At 62.4% G+C, this 19,112-nt stretch carries 17 protein-coding genes and 2 pseudogenes; 15 read left to right on the top strand and 4 right to left on the bottom strand.

Features of this window, described 5'->3' with window-relative positions:
- Positions 1-10: 10 nt before the first annotated feature.
- Positions 11-2,062: a hydantoinase/oxoprolinase family protein gene (locus tag PVE73_RS07525; RefSeq protein WP_277366344.1), complete on the bottom strand. Its 2,052-nt coding sequence runs from the start codon at positions 2,060-2,062 to the stop codon at positions 11-13.
- A 158-nt stretch (positions 2,063-2,220) separates the two neighbouring features.
- On the opposite strand from PVE73_RS07525, the gene PVE73_RS07520 reads away from it, so the two are divergent.
- From PVE73_RS07520 to PVE73_RS07510, 3 genes are read left to right on the top strand one after another with little or no spacing between them, the layout of a single operon-like run.
- Complete coding sequence (locus tag PVE73_RS07520) at positions 2,221-3,144, top strand: LysR family transcriptional regulator (protein WP_277366343.1); 924 nt, start codon at positions 2,221-2,223, stop codon at positions 3,142-3,144.
- Positions 3,145-3,189: 45 nt separating this feature from the next.
- Positions 3,190-3,336, top strand: a complete 147-nt coding sequence (locus tag PVE73_RS07515) for a hypothetical protein (protein WP_277366342.1) — start codon at positions 3,190-3,192, stop codon at positions 3,334-3,336.
- A 25-nt stretch (positions 3,337-3,361) separates the two neighbouring features.
- Positions 3,362-3,679, top strand: a complete 318-nt coding sequence (locus tag PVE73_RS07510) for an iron-containing alcohol dehydrogenase (RefSeq protein ID WP_277366341.1) — start codon at positions 3,362-3,364, stop codon at positions 3,677-3,679.
- 345 nt (positions 3,680-4,024) lie between these two features.
- Here PVE73_RS07510 and PVE73_RS07505 read toward each other — a convergent pair whose 3' ends face one another.
- Positions 4,025-4,192 (bottom strand): hypothetical protein, encoded by a 168-nt coding sequence (locus PVE73_RS07505; protein ID WP_277366340.1) that lies wholly within the window; start codon positions 4,190-4,192, stop codon positions 4,025-4,027.
- A gap of 375 nt (positions 4,193-4,567) precedes the next feature.
- Here PVE73_RS07505 and PVE73_RS07500 point away from each other — a divergent pair, with 375 nt between their 5' ends.
- From PVE73_RS07500 to PVE73_RS07480, 5 genes are all read left to right on the top strand, one after another.
- Positions 4,568-5,569, top strand: coding sequence for a CapA family protein (locus PVE73_RS07500; protein ID WP_277366339.1), 1,002 nt, complete (start codon positions 4,568-4,570; stop codon positions 5,567-5,569).
- Between the two features lie 48 nt (positions 5,570-5,617).
- Entirely contained in the window at positions 5,618-6,568 is a 951-nt protein-coding gene (locus tag PVE73_RS07495) for a tripartite tricarboxylate transporter substrate binding protein (protein WP_277366338.1), read from the top strand.
- A gap of 5 nt (positions 6,569-6,573) precedes the next feature.
- Entirely contained in the window at positions 6,574-7,119 is a 546-nt protein-coding gene (locus PVE73_RS07490; protein ID WP_277366337.1) for a tripartite tricarboxylate transporter TctB family protein, read from the top strand.
- A 29-nt stretch (positions 7,120-7,148) separates the two neighbouring features.
- On the top strand, positions 7,149-8,654 hold the full coding sequence (locus tag PVE73_RS07485; RefSeq protein WP_277366336.1) for a tripartite tricarboxylate transporter permease: 1,506 nt from the start codon (positions 7,149-7,151) through the stop codon (positions 8,652-8,654).
- Between the two features lie 77 nt (positions 8,655-8,731).
- A complete protein-coding gene (locus tag PVE73_RS07480) occupies positions 8,732-9,478 on the top strand; it encodes a helix-turn-helix domain-containing protein (RefSeq protein WP_277366335.1) in 747 nt (248 codons plus the stop codon).
- Between the two features lie 31 nt (positions 9,479-9,509).
- Here PVE73_RS07480 and PVE73_RS07475 read toward each other — a convergent pair.
- Positions 9,510-9,651: pseudogene (locus PVE73_RS07475) on the bottom strand (L,D-transpeptidase family protein); the annotation flags it as partial.
- Between the two features lie 410 nt (positions 9,652-10,061).
- Here PVE73_RS07475 and PVE73_RS07470 point away from each other — a divergent pair.
- Positions 10,062-11,303, top strand: coding sequence for a glycosyltransferase (locus tag PVE73_RS07470; protein ID WP_277366334.1), 1,242 nt, complete (start codon positions 10,062-10,064; stop codon positions 11,301-11,303).
- 86 nt (positions 11,304-11,389) lie between these two features.
- On the opposite strand, the gene PVE73_RS07465 is transcribed toward PVE73_RS07470, so the two are convergent.
- Positions 11,390-12,610: a LysR family transcriptional regulator gene (locus tag PVE73_RS07465; protein WP_277366333.1), complete on the bottom strand. Its 1,221-nt coding sequence runs from the start codon at positions 12,608-12,610 to the stop codon at positions 11,390-11,392.
- 164 nt (positions 12,611-12,774) lie between these two features.
- Between PVE73_RS07465 and PVE73_RS07460 the strand changes: the two genes are divergently transcribed.
- The 6 genes and pseudogenes from PVE73_RS07460 to PVE73_RS07435 all read left to right on the top strand — a co-directional run bounded on the left by PVE73_RS07460 (position 12,775) and on the right by PVE73_RS07435 (position 19,051).
- On the top strand, positions 12,775-13,680 hold the full coding sequence (locus tag PVE73_RS07460; RefSeq protein ID WP_277366332.1) for an amidohydrolase family protein: 906 nt from the start codon (positions 12,775-12,777) through the stop codon (positions 13,678-13,680).
- Positions 13,571-14,803 carry a hypothetical protein gene (locus PVE73_RS07455; RefSeq protein WP_277366331.1) on the top strand — a complete coding sequence of 411 codons (1,233 nt, stop codon included), beginning with the start codon at positions 13,571-13,573 and terminating at the stop codon, positions 14,801-14,803. The genes PVE73_RS07460 and PVE73_RS07455 overlap by 110 nt, the downstream gene beginning before the upstream one ends.
- Entirely contained in the window at positions 14,804-15,358 is a 555-nt protein-coding gene (locus PVE73_RS07450; protein WP_277366330.1) for a TRAP transporter small permease, read from the top strand.
- 73 nt (positions 15,359-15,431) lie between these two features.
- On the top strand, positions 15,432-16,691 hold the full coding sequence (locus PVE73_RS07445; protein WP_277367379.1) for a TRAP transporter large permease: 1,260 nt from the start codon (positions 15,432-15,434) through the stop codon (positions 16,689-16,691).
- Between the two features lie 114 nt (positions 16,692-16,805).
- A pseudogene (locus tag PVE73_RS07440) lies at positions 16,806-17,876 on the top strand (IS3 family transposase).
- 683 nt (positions 17,877-18,559) lie between these two features.
- Positions 18,560-19,051, top strand: coding sequence for a DUF1269 domain-containing protein (locus PVE73_RS07435; RefSeq protein WP_277366329.1), 492 nt, complete (start codon positions 18,560-18,562; stop codon positions 19,049-19,051).
- Positions 19,052-19,112: the final 61 nt, after the last annotated feature.

Here is a 19,112-nt window from a genome sequence, read left to right as displayed (position 1 = left end):
AGTCTGCCCGTCAATATTTCAGCGTGACGACGAGATGCCCGGCCTCGGTGACGCGGACCTCGTCGTCGGGACGAATGAGGATGGTGGAGTTCGGTTCTTCGATCACCGCCGGACCGACGATGCGCGCGCCCGCCTTCAGCGCGTTGCGCCACAGGATCTGCGTTTTCAGCGGGCGCTCGGGATCGTCGAAGACGACATCGCGGTGTTCCGTGACGGCATCGCTGTCGGGCGTCCACGGCTGCGACAGCCATTGCTCGGCCAGTGAGTCGGAGCGGGCTGCCGTCAACACCAGGCGCAGGCTGACCACCTCCATGGTCTCGCTAGGGGCGGACTGGCCGTAACGCTTGTCGTGCTCGCGGTCGAAGCGGTCGCGGACCGTGCGGGCCTCGCCGGTTAAAAGCGCGGCGCTCTCGACGGGGATGGATATCGCATGCTCCTGGCCGACATAGCGAAGATCAGCGTAGTAGTGGAAATCGGCAGTGGCCGGGTCTATGCCGTCGCGCGTCAGCTGGTCCTGGCCCGCCGCGGCGAGTTCCGCGAAAACCTCCTCGACATGGCTCGCCTGCAGATCGCCGACTCTGCCGATCAGCGTCTGCACGAAATCCTGCCGCCACGAGGCCATCAGCATGCCGAGCGCGGAGAAGGTGCCGGGCAGCTTGGGAATGACGACGGTGGGGATGAAGATCTCGCGCGCAATGGAGATGGCATGAAGGGGGCCGGCTCCGCCGAAGGCGATCATCGCCGTGTCGCGCGGGTCCACGCCCTTGTTGACCGACACCGCGCGCACGGAGAGCGACATGGAGGCGTCGGCGATGCGGACCACGCCATGCGCGGCCTGCGGCACGCTGAGTGCAAGCGGGCCGGCAACCTTTTCCTGCATGGCGCGGCGTGCGGCCTCGACATCGAGCGCCATGCCGCCATTGAGAAAGCGCCGCGGGTTGATGCGGCCGAGAAGGAGATCGGCATCGGTCACCACCGGGTCGGCCGAGCCCTTGCCGTAGCAGGCCGGTCCGGGGTCCGCGCCGACGCTCTGCGGCCCGACATGCAGCCCGCCCGTCTTGTCGACCCAGGCGATGGAGCCGCCGCCGGCGCCCACCTCGACGATGTCGACCACCGGCAACTGCATGGGCTGGCCCGTCGCCTTGTCGCCGATCACATAGCCGGTTTCGATGACGGGAGCGCCGCCGGTCAGGAGGCTCGACTTCGCGGTCGTGCCGCCCATGTCGAAGCCGACGCAGCGCTCCAGCCCAAGCAGCTTCGACAGGCGGCCGGCGCCGATCATGCCGGCGACGGGGCCGGACTCCATCATGGACACAGGTTGCTCCTGCGCCAGCCTGAGCGACATGACGCCGCCGTTGGAGCGCATGATGTGCACCTTGCCGCCGAAGGAGGCATCGCGCAAATAGCCGTCGAGACGGCGCAGATAGCCGCCGACGCGCGGCCCCACGAAGGCATTCAGAACCGTGGTGGAGGTGCGCTCGTATTCGCGGTATTCACGCAGGATCTCGTGCGACAGGGTGATGAAGAGATCGGGTCGCCGCTGGCGCAGCGCCGCGCCGATGCGCCTCTCGTGCTCGGGATTGACGTAGGCGTGAAGCAGACAGACGGCGACCGCTTCCACGCCCATCCCGTCGACCCAGGCGACCGCCTCGTCGAGCGTTTTTTCGTCGAGCGGCTCAAGCACCTCACCTGTCGCCAAGATGCGTTCGCGGACCTCGAAAGTGAGGTCGCGCGGCACCAGCGGCACGGGGCGCTCGAAGAATAGGTTGAAGGCTTCAATGCGGTTCGACCGGCCGATGGCGTAGACATCGCGGAAGCCGGTGGTGGTCAGAAGCGCGGTGCGCGCACCCTTGCGCTCCAGCACCGTGTTGATGGCGATGGTCGAGCCGTGAAGAAGCTCGTCGACGGACCCGGTCTCGCATCCGGCCAGGTCGAGGCTGGTGGCGATACCCTTTGTCGGATCGGCGGGGACGGTCGAGGTCTTCGATGTGACGATGTGCCCGCCGACATATCCCACCAGATCGGTGAAGGTTCCTCCGATATCGACGCCGACGATGTTCACGTTCGTTCTGCTCCCTGTCCGGCTCGCATGAGTGGAAGGCGGGAGGAACAGACGCCCAGGCGGCTACGAAACCTCTGCCGTCCTCCCGCGGCCTGAGAAGCGTCGCACCGGGGCGGGGCTCAAGCAACGGGCCGGAGGGCTATACCTTTGATAGTGTTATGACTATAACTTTCCCTATGATCAATGTCACCCTTCGCCGGCTCGAAGTGTTCCTGGCGGTCGCCGAGGCGGAGAGCTTTTCGCGCGCGGCCGACAAGCTCGACATCGCCCAGCCGTCGGTCAGCGCCCATATACGCAGCCTGGAGCATCAGGTCGGTGGCGCGGTCTTCCGCCGCCGCCGCGGCAGCAGGCCCGTCCTGACCGACCTAGGCAGAAGCGTTCGCGATCACGCCCGGGAGCTTCTCGCCGAAGCCGACGATTTGCGGGCCGACATCGTGAGCCTGCGCACCTCGGCGGGGACCGAACTCGTGCTCTCCTGCCAGCGCTCGCTCGCGAACTTCGTGCTCAAGGAGCCCATCACGCGCTTCGCGCTCACGCACCGCGAGATCCGCCTCATCGTGCGGATCGGCAAGCAGGAGGACGTGGTCGAGGAGGTGCGGGACGGCATCGCCGATATCGGCTGTTTCCTGAGCAACGAGGAGATGCGCGGCGTGCATTCGGAGGTGATCGGTGCGCAGCGTCTTCAGATCGTCGCCGGGTCCGGCCATCCCCTCGTCGGACGGCGCAAGGTCAAGCCCGGCGAGGTGGCGCGATACGGCTTCGTCGGCCCCCCACCGGGAACACTCTTCGGCCGCGCCGTGCAGCGGCTGCTCAAGAGCGCCGGCATCAACGACATCCAGGTGGTGGCGCAGGCGACGGAATATCAATTCCTACGCGAGCTGGTTGCCGCGGGCGTCGGCCTTTCCTGCTCGCCGGAAAAGAGCGTCGAGGCCGACGTCGCCGCGGGCCTGTTGAGCATCATCGATCTCGACGCGCCCGATCTCGTCTTCCAGATCCGCCTGATCTCCTCCCAGCGCCGGCCCCGCTCCGCCCCCATGGAAGAATTCAGCACCTACCTGCGCTCGTGCATGCCGACGCTTTAAGGTGTGAACATGGCCACTGTTTTCGCCCCCTGGAGCTTCCGCTCCATGTCAGTCATACGCGGAGGAAATGTCGGGTGCCGGGCCCTTGGCGTCGAGATCAACGAGAAGGAAGCGGCCAAGCATCCTTTCAAGCCCGAGGTGATCCACACGCAAGGGGCGGTGCTTGGTGATGGCACGGTGGTGGATTGGTAAAGATGACGCGCAGAACTCGCCTCCTGTGCCCAATATTCCCTCTTCCTTCGACCTTCCCGGCGACGTCTACAACGCCACGCCTCCGCGCATCATTTTCGGCGCGGGTAAGGCGGGCGAGACCGCCCGCGAGGTTGAACGCCTCGGTGCAATCCGTGCGCTGGTGGTCTGCACGCCCGGCCGCCGCGCGATGGCCGACAAGGTGGTCGAGCTGCTTGGCGCGCGCTGCGTCGGCATTCTGCCGGAAGCCGTCTCGCAGGTGCCGATCGAGCTTGCCCGCCGTTGGCAGGAGCATGCCCGAAAGGGTGGGGGCGGACGCAGACTATTCGACCCCCCGCCTTTGTAGCCACCTGGGCCCACATGTCGACTTCCTTGGCAACCCGCGCACCGAGTTCCTGCGGTGTACTGCCGACGATCTCGCCCTGAGCTTCGACCGTCGCGACGACGCGTGGATTTTTCAGTGACCTCCAGGATCGCCGCGTTGAACGTGCCGATGGCGTGCCTGCGGGCGCGGCGAACGCGAACCAGGCCGCCAGTTCCAGATCCTCGACGTCCTGTTCCTTGAAGGTGGGAATGTCCTTGTTGAAGGCCTGCCTGTTGGCCGTGCCCACGGCGAGCGGTTTGACGTCGCCGCCATCAACCGCGCCTTTCAGCCCGAGATAGGTGTCCATCATGAAGAAGGCTCCCGCCCTTAGACGAAGATCACGGGTTTAATGGGCAAGCGCAGCCCGTAAATGAACAGGGCGGTGGAGGCGAGCGGCAGAACGAGGAGCGTGATGAGGACGCGGCGTGGATTCGGTTTGGGATGTGCGAAGGCGGCCAGGCCGATCAGCACCATTGTCGCGATGATAAGCCCCACGCGCTCCAGGAGCAGCCCCCAGCGAAGAGGAGAAGCCGAGCTCCGCACCGGGGCAGGCCGGGTAGAGAACGCTCACGCATTCAGCGCTGCTTCCTTTCGCAGGATGCGGACCACCACCTGTTCGCCGCATATGATCGACCGCAATGATGCTCGCGGCCTGCGCATCTGCCCCACGCCGGCTTCTTCGCACCCCTGCATGTAAAGCCGCTGCCGGCACATGACATTCGCGGCTGATCGCCTGCAAAGCCGGTTAGAGCCCGACATCCTTTTTGTTGACGCACCTGTCCGCCTTTGTCTAATGTTATATAACGGACGTTAGTCCGATAATAGGACAAAGAGAGGTACGTTGTGGTCAAGGATTCGAATGCGTTCAGAATGGGGTTCGTTGGAGACATCAACCTCCTCGATTTCCCGACGGACCGGAATCCGTTCCACAGGATGATGCCCTATCTTTCGCAACTCGATCTCTCGGCCGGTACGCTGGAAGGCCTGCTCTCCCGGCCCGAAGAGCTTTTCTATAAGCCCGGCTTCACCCATGTGGGCGAGGGCCATGCGCCGAACCTGGCCGAGGCGGGCTTCAAGGCGCTGAACCTGGCGAGCAACGTCACCTACGGCCGCGAGGCGATCGAGCGTACGCTGGAACAGTTGGACAGGGCCGGCATCGGCCATGCGGGAGCCGGCCTCGATCGCCGACAGGCCCGGCAGCCGATGATCATCGAGGCCGGGGGGCTGAAGATCGGCATGATATCGCGGACATCCGTCTTCTGGCCAAACGGACACGAGGCGCTTGACCACCAGGCGGGGGTCATTCCGCTGCGCGTCACGACATTCTATCAGCCGCATCCGCGCCTGATCGAGCTGCCGGGCGCGCCGGCGATCGTGCACACGAACCCCAATGAGCAGGAGCTGGCCGAACTCGTCGCGGATGTGAACGAGCTGCGTGGCAAGGTCGACCTACTGTTCACCTATTTCCATTTCGGCGTGTCGTCGCAACGCGACGTGGCGCAATATCAGCGCACCGTTGCGCGGGCGGTGGTCGATGCGGGTGCCGATGCCGTTTTCGGCTCGCATGCGCACGTCGTCCAGCCGATCGAGGTCTACAAGGGCAAGCCGCTCTTCTATGGCTTGAGCCAGGTGATCTTCGGCTGGCCGTTCGTGGCCCGGCTGAAGCATCCCGGCGGGCCGGGCCTGATCGTCGAGCTGGAAATCCGCGGTGGCGAACGCCGCTGGACCGCACGCTTCGTGAAACCCGACGTGGAAACCCTGGAGCCATACATCGCGCCGTTTTCCGATGTACCGGAGGAGATTGCCCACCTCGAGAAGACATCGGCCGAAACCATCACTTTCCGCGACGACCATTTCGTCATCAACACCTGAGCCGAATACGTGGCCGGCCGTGCCGACCAGTCAAACAGGGAGGAAACAATGAAGCATCTTGCAATCGCATTTGCCGCCGCTGTCCCGTTGTTGTGGGGCGCGACGGCCGCCACCGCCCAGTCTTGGCCTGAAAAGGAAATCACGTTGCGTGTGCCGCTGGGCGCGGGCGGGTCCACTGACACCGCAGCGCGTGTCATTGCGCAGTATCTGGGCGAGGAACTCGGCCAGGCGGTCATCGTGGAGAACCGGCCCGGCGCGGGCGGCGTCATCGCCACCACTGCGCTGATGCGCGACGCGGCCGACGGCTATACACTTCAATATTCTCCGAGCAGCCTGTTCACCTCCGAGCCGCTGCGCCGCCCCGACCTGGCCTACAAGGTCGAGGATTTCGACTTCATCGTCTCGTTCGGCGGAAGCTCGCCAACGCTGAGCGTCAACGAAGCTTCGGGCGTCACCGATCTCAAGGCGTTCCTCGACGATGCCAAGGCCAACGGCACCAGGATCACCTATGGCCATCCGGGCGCCGGCAGCACGCTGCAGCTTGCGGGAGAGCGCCTCTTCCAGGAGGCGGGTGTGACGGCACAACAGATTCCGTTCGAGAGCGGCGGCGCGGCCCTGACGGCGCTGCTTGCCGGAGACATCACTGCCTATATCGGACCCGAAACCACAATCCTTCCCTATGTGGGCGAAGGAGCGGTGCCGCTGGCGGTCGCCTCCGCCAATAGGTCCCCTTTCCTTCCGGACGTCCCCACCATGACCGAACTCGGCTACGACGTTTCGCTGGAATCGTTGTCGGCACTCCACGCACCGGCCGGTCTCCCCGACGAGGTGCAGGAACGGCTGCAGACGGCGCTGACCAATCTCGAACAGAACGAAGAGTTCAAGGCCGCGCTGGAGCGGATTGGCGTGGCGGTCAACTTCCGGTATGGCGACGCGGTGGTCGACTATATCGCAACCACCCGCGCCGTGCTCCAGGAGCTCATGGGCAACGGGGGCTGAGCGCAATGAGCGCTCCGCGGGGTTCCGGCAAAGGGCGTCGCGACGCCCTTGCCGCCAATGGCGCGAAGGCGGGCGAAGCGCGCCCGCCGGTCGGCGAATTGGTGTTCGCCCTCGTCATCATGCTCATAGTCGTTTCGATATTCATCCAGGGCTTGGCCCTGCCCCTTTTCCAGCCCGACGGCACCATCGGGCCGGGCTTCTTCCCGGTCTCGCTATCGGTCATCGTCCTGGCCATCGTCGCAGGCCACACGATCTATCTGGGTGCTGCGCTGGCGCGGAGACGATCGCAACGTGACGATAGTGCCATTCCGGGCGGCATCGTCACGCACGATCAATTCATACTTACCGGCCTCATCCTTCTTGCCGTGCTCATCGGCGACCGGATAGGCCTGCTGGCAGCCTCCGGCATGGTTCTCCTCGCCGGGCTGTTGTTCATCGAGCGCGTCGGCCTGCGCGCCAGCGTGCTGTTCACGCTCGGCACACTGGCCAGCGTCTATCTGATCTTCGACCTGTGGCTTGGCATGAATGTCGGCCTGCGCGCCTTGTTCTGACCGCCCGGCTATCTGGAAGCAGCTTTCAAATGGAAAATATCGCCAGCCTGATGCAGGGTTTCTCCGATCTTGCCACGGTCGATGTGCTCCTTTGGAGCGTCATCGGCGTGTTGCTCGGCACCCTGATCGGCGCGCTTCCGGGCCTGGGACCGGTTGCCGGCATCGCCGTTCTTCTGCCGCTCAGCTTTACCCTGGATACGGTGCCCGCGCTCGTTCTCCTGATGGCGATCTATCAGGGCGCGATGTATGGCGGGCGCATCAGCTCCATCCTCATCAACGTGCCGGGCGAGCCGAGCGCGGTGGTGACGACCTTCGACGGATATCCGATGACTCGCCAGGGCAGAGCGGGTTATGCGCTGTCGCTCAGCGCCATCGCCTCCTTCGTCGGCGGCATGATCGGCTTCACCGGCCTCGTCCTGCTGATGCCATATCTGAGTGCGCTGGGTCTCAGGTTCGGTCCGCCGGAAATGTTTGCGCTGATGCTGTTCGCCCTCGTGGCGACCGGAGGCTTCGGTCAGGAAAATCTTCTCAAGGGTCTTGTGTCGCTGGGGCTTGGATTGTTGGTTGCCGTGATCGGCCTCGATCGCATCTCGGGCGATACGCGCATCGTCTATGGCACGTTCCTGCTCTGGGACGGTGTGAGCTTCGTGGCGATCGCGGTCGGTCTGTTCGGCATCTCCGAAGCTCTTTCGTTGTTGAAGGAGCGCAACAGGCCGGAAGAGAAGCTGCCCGACATCAAATTGCGCGAACTTGTGCCCGGCAAGCGCGACCTCGCGCGCAATACCGGCTCCATCATCCGTGGATCGCTGATCGGCTACTTCGTAGGCGTGCTGCCGGGCGCCGGCTCCACCATCGCCACCTTCATCACATACAGCCTTGAGCGGAAGCTCTCGCGGACCCCGGAAAAATTCGGCACCGGAGCCGATCAGGGCTTGAGTGGGCCGGAGGCAGCCAACAATGCGTCGATCGGTGGTGCCCTGGTTCCCCTTTTCACGCTCGGCATTCCCAGCTCCGCGATCACAGCGGTACTGCTAGGGGCGCTCATTACCGTCGGGCTTCAGCCGGGTCCACGGATGCTGGAGACGTCTGGCCCCGTCATATGGGCGACGGTTGCGGGCCTGTTCCTCGCCAACGTGATGCTGCTGGTCTTCAACACTGCCTTCGTGCCGGCCTTCACGGTGCTCATCCGCTGGTGCCAGCCCTACCTCGTCTCGTTCATCACGGCGCTCTGCATCATCGGCGTCTATTTCGACAATTTCCAGTATTTCGATGTCGGGGTGATGCTGGTGTTCGGCGTCGCGGGCTACTTCATGCGGCTCTATAGCTATCCGCTCGCGCCGCTGATTCTCGCGGTGGTTCTGGGGCCGCTGCTGGAGGTCAATCTGCGTCAGAGCCTGCTTTTGTCGGCGAATTCTCCGGAGATATTCCTGACCCGCCCAATAACCGCCACGCTTCTCGCGGCCACCGTGCTTGTGCTCCTGCTGCCGCTCATGCGGCTGGGTTGGCGCCGCATGCACGCAAGCGTTATTGGCTGACGGCGCCGGTTCCCACCTCTCCTGAAATCGCTCTATTATCACCGCCCCTTCATTTCATCGCCGCAATGAGCCCTGACATGACGAACGCGACTAAGGTGCAGGAACTGGACGACGGCAAGAGCGTGGAAAGCGCTTCCGACCGATCCGTTTCGCAGACGCTGAGCCGGGGCCTGCAAGTGCTCGAGGTTCTGGCGGAGAATGGGCAACCGATGACCGCGCAGCAGATCGCCAAGCGTCTCGGCCTCACTCGCCCGATCGTCTACCGGCTGCTCAAGACCCTCGAGCAGCACCAGCTTCTCGGCTCGCATCGGCGCGATGGGTATTTTGAGCTCGGCCTCGGGCTCCTCAACCTCACCCGCAACGTCAAACGCGATATGCGCCAGGCGGCGTTTCCCATCATCCGTGACCTGGCCGAACAGGTTGGCACGACGGCGGTTCTCGGCCTCAGCGACCATGGCGAGATCGTCTATGTGCTTACCGTGGAGGCTGAACTCGCGCGCATGGCGGTGCGCTCCCGTGAAGGCACCCGCCGGCCGATGGACAGCACGTCCGGCCTGGCGCTGCGCATGACATGGGCGCCGCGCGCGGACGATGACGAGGAACTCGTGCATGCACGACAGCGGGGATTCGCCGCGCGCGACCGTGTCATGGGCTACCAGGCCACGGCCATCTCCGCCCCCGTGCGCGACGGTCGCGGACCGAGCCGTGCCTGCGTCACCGTGCTGTTTCCCAATGTAATCGAAGATGTCGACGCCAAGGGACCGCTAGTGGTCGAAGCCGCGCGGCGCATCGCGGCGACCGTGCCGCTAGAACCAGGCGCCTGAGGGGAACGGCGCCCACGCGATGGGCCGCCGTTCATGCCAATACAGGAGGTTGAGCGCCGCCCAGGCTGGTAACCAGGATGGGTGAGCCACTCACCACGCGGTCATGGAGGATCGATCACGTCCTGGTTGAACAGGCGAACACACCCCGAGGATACGGACTTGCCCACGCGCCACCTTGAACAGGATGGCTTGTGCGCTTCGATCCATTCTCCGAAGATTCTGTTTCGTCCGGCTTCCAGCATTCCCCACCTTTGCACCGTTAGTAGCGGGTCGGGTCGGATTTCTTACGCTGAAGGAATACAAAATCGGGCAGATCGGAAAGGGACTCCGATCGACCTTAAGGTGGCAGCGTTGCCCGCATGCAGCTGCTGATGCCATCAACAGGTCCATTGCGGTCAATCCCGAAAGACCTGAGGGAATGGCTGCTTTTGCGGATCAAGACTGCACCGCGCTATGACTGAAATTGAGGCGCGATACAGTACGACTGCTCTACGGCTAATTAGGGGCCGGAAGCTGACCGGCAGGCTCAGGATCAGCATCTTAACGAGCGGACATTCACTTCGGCCCGGTGTATTGAGGGTCGATGCGCTTCGCGATTGAAACCCTCGGCACACGCGGGGACGTCCAGCCATACATTGCGTTGGCTAAGGGCCTGATGGCGCGTGGACACGAGGTCCAGCTGGCAGCTCCCGTCCAGTTCACCGACACAGCGGCCGAGCACGGCATTCCGTTCGCGGGCCTGTCAGGCGAATTCCTGGCACTTCTGGACACGCCGGAGGGAAAGGCCGCCGTTGCCGGCGGCAAGGGATTCAGCGCCGGCTTCAAGCTTCTCAAGCATATGCGCCCCTTCATGATGAGGCTTCTCGACGAGGAGTGGCGGGCCGTCCGCAGCTTCCGGCCTGACGTGCTGGTCTATCATCCGAAATCGTTCGGCTCGCCGGACATGGCCGCGGCGCTCGGTGTGCCGCATGTCCTTGCTTCTCCTCTTCCAGGATTCACGCCGACCGGAGCGTTTCCCAGTCCTATGCTTCCGTTCGCCTCGCTCGGACCATTTAACAGAATGAGCCACGCCTTTGCCATTCACGGCGCGCGGCTCCTGTTCGCCAAGGACCTGAAGGCGTGGCGCGCCACCACTCTCGGCCTGTCTGGAGAGACTGCTCGCAAGCCGGCGGCAGGGACACTCTACGCCTATAGCCCCGCAGTGCTCCCGAAGCCGGGCGACTGGGGTCCGGACGTGCTGGTCACCGGATATTGGTTCCTTGATAGCCCCGCTTGGCAGCCGGACGAGGCCCTAGAGTCTTTCCTGACGGCTGGCCCCCCACCGGTGTATTTCGGCTTCGGGAGCGTGCCGGGGATCGACCCTGCGGCGATGGCGGGCACGATCCTGGAGGCCCTCGAAGTGACCGGGAAGCGCGGCCTGCTGGCCGGCGGGGGCGGCGCGATCGGTAAAGTGGATGCGAGCGCCCGCGCGTTCTTCCTGGGCGCCGCGCCGCACGATCGATTGCTGCCACGGGCAAGTGCGGCGGTCCATCACGGGGGAGCAGGAACGACCGCGGCGAGCCTTCGTGCAGGGCTGCCCACGCAGATCGTCCCTTTCTTCGGTGACCAGCCCTTCTGGGGCAAGCGGGTGGCAGCGCTTGGCGCTGGGCCCGCCCCACTCGACCTGAAGACGCTCAGCGCCGCCGGGCTGGCAAAAGCGCTGGAAGCGATGGACGCGACCGCCATGCGGGCACGCGCGGCGGAGCTAAGCACCGCCATAGCGAAGGACCGCGGTGTCGAGGCCGCAACCAAATTCCTCGAACGACTGAGCGTCACATCGCGTTGAGCGCGGCGTATGGACGACGAACGTCAGGCAGAAGGAGCGGGGGGCCGGAAGTTCTCAATCACGACAGCGGCGACGATTAAAGTGTCTTATGCGTCCGACCGGCACATCGATTGCGGAACATCCTGCTCGGTGCGAACGACCTCGTCCAGAATGTCAAGAAAGGTCGATTGCAGGACCGTCGGCTTCCAATTTCGCCGTGTGGTTACGCCGATATCGCGTGTCGTTTCGGGTAGGTCGATCGGCAGGGAGACAAGCATGCCGAGATTTTCCTCGTACTTTACCTGCCGACGCGACAACAAGGCCAAATTATCCGATTTGATAAGCAGCGCTCGCAGTATGACCAGTGATGAGCATTCGATAAGTCCGCCATTCGGCGATCCGCCGCCAAACATCGCGTTGAAATGGTTCCGCGTCGGTGTGCCCTTGCGCGAGACGATCCAAGGGTAGGTCAACAGGGTCGAGCGGTCGAGCTCGGTTGCCGTGCTCAAAGGATGGCCACGACGGGCGATAACCGAGAGGCTATCGCGCAGCAGCTTTCGTTCGATCAGATCGCCGCCGTTTGCCTGCCCGCGCAATGCACCGATGATCGCGTCGATATCGCCGCGTCGGAGCCTTTCGATCAGATGCTCATAGCTACCCTCGGCGATTTCTATGAACGCATCCGGGTAGATCTTGTGAAGTTCGGTGATAGCCGTCGGCAAAAGATCGGTGCGCGCCAGTGGCAGGGAGCCGATCACCAACCGGCCGCCGCGCCGGCCGCGCAACGCATCAAGATCTTCGAATGACACTTCGATTTCCCGAAGGGCCAACCCGGCAAGCCGGGCCAGATCACGGCCTATCGGGGTGATCTCGATACCATTGCCGGCGCTGCGAAACAGCGGTTTCTCAACGATCCGCTCTACTTCACGTGCGCCGCGGTGAACGGTAGGTTCGGCGATGCCAAGTTCGCGGGCGGCGGCGGCAAAACCTCGGCAGTTTTCCACTGCATGCAGGATTTCGAGCTGCGATAGGGTTATCAGATGCTGCAGCTGCACTTGCGGCCGGTCGCGCCGGCCGCCGTTCACTCGACGACGCATCTGCGCAATGAAGGCCATCAGCCGGCGCACGCGGAGGAGCACCAGTTCGCCCTCCTCGCTGGGCCGCGCGCCGTTTCTACCGCGCTCGAACAGTTTAACGCTGTAGATCCCCTCCAACCGGCAGATCCCCTGGCTGACAGCAGGCTGTGTCAACCCCATCTGTTGCGCCGCAACCTGCAGCGTGCCGTACCGGGCGACGGCATCGAGAAGCCGCAGATGTCTGAGGTTCACGCGGGGATGTGACCGGCATCGCATGTTTGACGATTTCGCCCGATTGATGATCCGGCGTGGATAGCAGTAGTTATAACTTATGGAAAGAGGATGACAATTTCTTGGACTATGGCAGTCGCGGCGGATATCACGAACGACATTCGGAGGGAGCCGGAGGAGGAAATATGATGAACGCCCCGTCAACGAAAACGGGCATGAGACCTAGAACGCAGCCTCCGATGCCCAATCCTCAAGTACCTAAGCTGAAGTTGCCTGCCGACTCAGTGGACTGCCACATACATCTCTTCGGTCCTGCCGAACGATACGCCTTCTCCGCCTCCAGTCGCTACGTTTCGGACGACATGTTGCCGGAAACTTATATTGCTCTGCAGCAGACGCTTGGTCTCGACAAGGCAGTGCTCGTTAGTGGCGGTGGTTACGGCACGGATACGCGGCATCTGAAGGATGTGCTCACCCGCTTTCCCGACCGTTTTCGCGGCATTGCACTGCTTGCCGAGACTACGACGATCGATGAGATGGCGGAGCTTGATGCGCTTGGCGTGCGCGGCCTGCGTTTCGTTGGGCCCTCGCATGGCGGCGGACTGCCGCAGATTTCGCCTCGTATGGCGGCAATGGCCCATGAATTCGGATGGCACGTCCAGTTCTATCCGCATAGCGAGGAGATCCTTGAGGTCTCCGATCGACTGCTGGCGCTGCCGAACTCGGCCATCGTGCTTGATCATTTTGCGAATATTCCGGCCGCAGGCGGAACGGAGCAACCGGCTTTCCGCCGCGTGTTTGAGATGCTGGAGACCGGCCGGGTATGGGTGAAGCTTTCCGGCCCGATGCGCTGCACGCTTGAGGAACCGCCCTATCCCAGCGTGACGCCGCTTGCCTGCGGGTTGGTGGAGTTCGCGCCGGAGCGGATGGTCTGGGGAACCGACTGGCCGCATGTCAACATGAACGGCCGCACCATGCCGGATGATGGCCTGCTGGTCGATCTGCTTTCTGAATGGATACCGGATGAGAAACGGCGCACCGAGATCGTGCGCGACAATGCGCGTCGGCTCTACGGCTTCGACCCAGCCTGACGCGCTACACCGAATTTCAAATGGGAGGACTACAATGAAACGTGTCACGAGAATGGGCTTCGCGGCCTTTGTGCTGGCGGTGACGGTCGCGGCATCCGACGCGCGCGAACTGACCTATGACAACCATCTGCCTCCGCAGCATCCCGTCAACGTAGCGATGGAAGATTATTTCGAGCGGGTGAAGACCGACACCGACGGCAGTCTCGATTTCAAGATGTATGTCGGCGGTGCGCTGGGCGGCGGCAATGCCTTGCTCGGCATTCTACGCGACGGGCTTTCCGACGCGGGGATGCTGAATCCGGTCTACGATCCCTCGCAGCTCAAGGTGACGGCGCTCCTTTCGGAACTGATGATTGCCGATCCGCGTGTTCTCGTCGGCGCCATGAACGAGATGGTTAATCTTGATTGCCCCGGCTGCGCCGACGAGCTTCTGGCGGTGAACGCCATACCGATCATGAGCTTCGCCGTGCCGAGTTTCCAGTTGCTCTGCAACCAACCGCTCAAATCGCTGGATGACGCCAAGGGAAAACGTGTACGCGCGGTCGGTTCGCTGGCGCTGATCGCCAAGGATTTTGGCATGGTTCCGGTCAACCTGAAAAGCGACGAGGTGTATGAGGGCCTGCAGCGAGGCCAGGTCGAGTGCGCGGCTGCCCCCTTCGACTGGCTCGAAACCAACAATCTGAAGGAAGTTGCGGACAACCTCATCACCACGCCGCTTGGCGCAATCGGCGGGCTTCTGCATCTTGCTGTCAACACCAATGCCTGGGAAGCTATGTCGGATGAGGAAAAGCGGACGATGATCGATGCGACGCCGGAAACGCTCGCCGCCATCACCTTCGCTTACATCGCCGGCAGCGAAAAGGCGCTTGAAAATTCGATCGCGGCGGGTGCCGAGGCCTATCCGATGGGTGACGACATGCACGCCGTGCTTGAGGCATTCCGCGCCGAAGAAGTCGATCGCATCGTCGCCAAGGGCGACGACTTGGGCATTACCGATACGCCCCATCTTTTTGAGATCTACCGCAACCTAATCGAAAAATGGGAAGGCATCGTCGCCGGACCTGGCAGCTCCGAGGAAGGCTATGCCGAGGCGCTGCGTCAGGAAATCTATTCGAAGCTGTGAATGATGACCGCAGGAACCCGCGAGGACCCGGTCAACTCAGTGCTCACCTTGCTCTCCCGCGCCTTTTCGGTGGTCGCGGGGGGCGTGGTACTCCTGATGATGCTGCATGTGACGGCCGACGTTCTGCTGAAATATTTCCTCAGGATGCCCATCGTCGGCACGCTCGAGATCGTGTCGAATTACTATATGGTCGCGGCGATCTTTCTGCCGCTCGCGGCCATCGAAAGGTCGCGTGGGCATCTCTTTGTCGAACTCTTCACAGCTCGTCTTGGCCCGCGTCCGACGCTTTTGCTGGATGCTTTCGGATGCCTGGCACTGGCGTTGTTCGCCTTTGCCGTTACCTGGATGACCACTCTCGAGGCGATTGAGCGTACCCGGACGGGCGAGATGATCGACGCCGTCTACTACACCATCCCGATCTGGCCGACGCGCTGGTTTCCGCCGCTCGGCTGCGGTCTTCTGGTGCTGATGTGCCTGTCGCACGCCTTTTTGTTCGTGAGAAAGGCCTTCGAAACAAGTCCTTCCATGCCGGAAACCCATCAGGAAGAGCTCTGATGTCATACCTTCGTTTTGAGGTGACCTCATGAGTTCGCTTGCCATCGGCTTCTCTGGGCTCGTCATCGTGGTGATGCTCCTGGCTGTCCGCGTCCCCATTGCTGCCGCCCTCGGACTGGTTTCTCTGGTCGGCATCTGGATGATCCGCGGTTCGACCGCCGCCTTTGGCGCGCTTGGCACGCTAACCTATGATTTCGCAGCGAACTGGTCGCTGTCGGCAGTACCAATGTTTCTTCTGCTCGGCGCGATCACCTACCGCACCGGCATTACCGGAGTGCTTTACAGCGCCGCGCGGGTGTGGATGAACTGGATGCCAGGCGGACTTGCAGTCGCCACCAATTTCGCCTCCGCCGGATTTGCGGCAATGTGCGGATCGAGTGTCGCGACCGCTGCCGCCATGGGCCGGATCGCCATCCCGGAAATGCTCGACCGCAAATATGACAAGGCGCTAGCCGCCGGTACAGTGGCGGCAGCCGGAACGCTCGGCGCGCTCATTCCACCGAGCATCCTATTCATTCTCTATGGCTGGTTTTCCGAACAGCCAATCGGCGCACTGCTGATTGCCGGCGTCCTGCCGGGCCTTCTGACGGCCGGTGCCTATGCGGCGATGATCATCATCCGCTGCAAGCTTAACCCAGCTCTTGCCCCGCCGGCACCGCCGGTCACCGACAGGAACGAGAAATGGCGCGAACTCGGCCGCGCCTGGCCGATCCCTATCCTCATCGTTGCGATCATCGGGGGCATCTATGGCGGCGTCGTGACCCCGACGGAAGCCGGTGCCTTCGGGGCGTTCGTAGCGATCGTCATTGCCACGGTGCAGGGACGGATGAGTTGGCGGGTTTTGAGCGACAGCATCATTGATGCCGTGCGTACCACCGGCGCGATCTTCCTGATCGCGATCTCGGCGATCCTGCTTACCCGATTTCTCGCACTATCCGGCGTGCCGCGTTACCTCTCCGGCTTGGTGACGACGCATGATATCAACGGCATTGAGCTGGTGCTTGCGATTGCGGTGATCTACATCCTGCTCGGCATGTTTCTTGATGCGATTGGCCTGATGCTGCTGACCCTGCCTATCTTTCTGCCAATCTTCATTTCCGCCGGTTTCGACCTGATCTGGATGGGCGTGCTGGTAGTGAAATTCCTTGAAATCGGCGTGTTGACGCCGCCGGTCGGCATCAATGCCTTCGTCGTCAAGCAGGTGGCGGGCGATGCCATCCCACTGATGACGGTGTTTCGCGGGATCGGGTGGTTCTTGGCATGCGAAGTCGTCGTCGTCGGTCTGCTGATCGCTTTCCCAGAGATTTCGCTGCTGCTACCGAGCCTGATGTGACCCAAGGAGACTTAGAGATGGCCGATAAGAATGCCGGTCAGCTTCCGTTAAATGCCCTCGAATGGGGTTAGAGTTTTCCGCGCCATTTCCTGGCTGGGAGAGGGAGCGGAAGCGATGAAGGCATCGCAGTTCACGGACGCGCAGAAGGCGTTCATCATCAAGCAGGGCGATCTGCCGGAAGGCGGGGATCAGCCAGGCGACCTACTTCAACTGGAAGAAGTATTCCGGCATGATGCCGTCGGAGATGAAGCGGCTGCGCGAGCTTGAGCAGGAGAATGCCCGGCTGAAGAAGATCGTGGCGGACCTGACGCTCGATCGGGAGATGCTGCAGGACGTCATCAAGCGAAAGCTCTGAGGCCTGGCCGGAAGAGAGCGCTGGTGGACGCGATGCGTGTCGAATGGGCGATCTCGATCCGCCGCGCCTGTGCGGCGATCCGGTTCGACCCGAAGACCTGCCGGTACAAGTCGCGCCGGCCCGGCCAGGCCGCTCTGGAACAGCGGATCAAGGAGATTAGCCAGACCCGTGTGCGCTTCGGCTACCGGCGCGTGCATGTTCTGCTGCGGCGGGAGGGATGGGCGATCAATCAGAAGAAGACCTACAGGCTTTACAAGGAATTGGGCATGCAGCTGAGGAACAAGACGCCGAAGCGACGGGTGAAAGCGAAGCTGCGCGAGGACCGCGCCGTCGGCCCGAACGATGTGTGGGCCATGGACGTCGTGCACGACCAGCTTGCGACCGGTCGCAAGCTACGGGTGCTGACGGTGGTCGACACGTTCTCGCGCTACGCGCCGGCGCTGGATGCCAGGTTCAGCTATCGCGGCGAGGACGTCGTTGCCACGCTGGAGCGGGTGTGCGCACGAACCGGCTATCCGAAGACGATCCGCGTCGATCAGGGCTCCGAGTTCATCTCCCGCGACCTGGACCTGTGGGCTTACCAGCGCGGCGTCACGCTCGACTTCTCGCGGCCGGGGAAGCCCATCGACAACGCCTTCATCGAGGCATTCAATGCGCGGTTGCGGGCGGAATGTTTGAACGCCCACTGGTTCTTGAGCCTTGCGGATGCGGCGGAAAAGTTGGAGGCTTGGCGCAGAGACTATAATGAGCAACGGCCACACGGCGCGATCGGGAACAATGTCCCGGCCGCGCTCATGAAATCGGCACACGCAGCCAGCCCGTGTTGCTGACCAAGGCCGGAAAACTCTAGCGCCAGCCGAGGGTGCATTGGGGAGCGGCCCAAAACGTGAACAGGGCTAACCTGTAGGCGGGACAAAGCGGGGAGCACGTCACCGAAAAGCTCAATAGCGAGCAAGGGGAGCACGCGCGGGAACTTTGGGCTGAGAAGGGTAAAAAGGCGTTCAAGATGGAACGCGAAGGAAGAAAGTCCACTGTCTCGAAGGAACGGCAAGATTGGGCATGCTGAATGGCTGATGTCGGAGACCGTTAATATCGCAGAGCTGCCTGCCATCGCGGGTTGGCCACGCAAATGCTTGCTCCATGGTCGCGAGTTGTGTTGCAGGGTTCAGGAATTCCGCAACAAGGGAGTGTCGCAGTAGCCATTTGCCCTCCATGTCGCATACCGGATCGATCTAAATTGCGTGCCACCGGATCGTCGACGCCAGTGTTTTCCGGTCCACGCTCTTCCCAAGGATACGAGGCGGTGCGAAGAACTCCTAACTACTTGGCGGAATGGGCCACGCTGCTCCAACACATGCAGACTGCAATGGGTAGTGAGATATTCGCGGACTTTACACAAATATACGCAGAGCAAAGCTTTGGGATTCTCAGCTAGTTTCTTTCAACGCATGAGGCGGTAGACTGTGTGTACAACAGTTCAGTACCGATATCACATGTCGACAGGGTGGCATTCATGTCCAATCTCATCGTCATAGTGTATCCCACCGAAGCCGAAGCTGAGGAAGTGCGCAACAAACTTTTTGGTTTGCAGAAAGAATACCTCATCAGACTTGACGATGCCGTTATCGCAACCAGGACCAAGACCGGCAAGATCAAACTCAATCAGATCCACAGCACCACCGCTGCCGGTGCGGCACAGGGTAGCTTCTGGGGCTTGCTCATCGGCCTTCTGTTTCTCAATCCGCTGCTAGGTGTAGCTATAGGCGCGGCTTCTGGCGCGGTTGCCGGAGCGCTGACCGACGTGGGCATCAATGATGCTTTCATGAAAGAGCTGTCAGCAAGTTTCGAACCGGGAAAAGGCGGTCTGTTCTTGCTTGTGCGGGATATGACGGTCGACAAGGTGCTCAAGGAGATCGAAGGGTACGGAGGCAAGGTGCTCAAGACCTCTCTGGATGAAACCAAGGAGAAGCTTCTGCGCGATGCGCTCAATCAGGAGTCAGCATAGGCTGCGACGTAGGCTCAATGAGAGCTTGGGAAACTGATCTAAGTCTGGCGGCCATGCCTAG

Source organism: Chelativorans sp. AA-79 (genome assembly GCF_029457495.1).
Taxonomy (GTDB): Bacteria; Pseudomonadota; Alphaproteobacteria; order Rhizobiales; family Rhizobiaceae; genus Chelativorans.
This window is presented reverse-complemented; position numbering and strand designations above follow the sequence as displayed.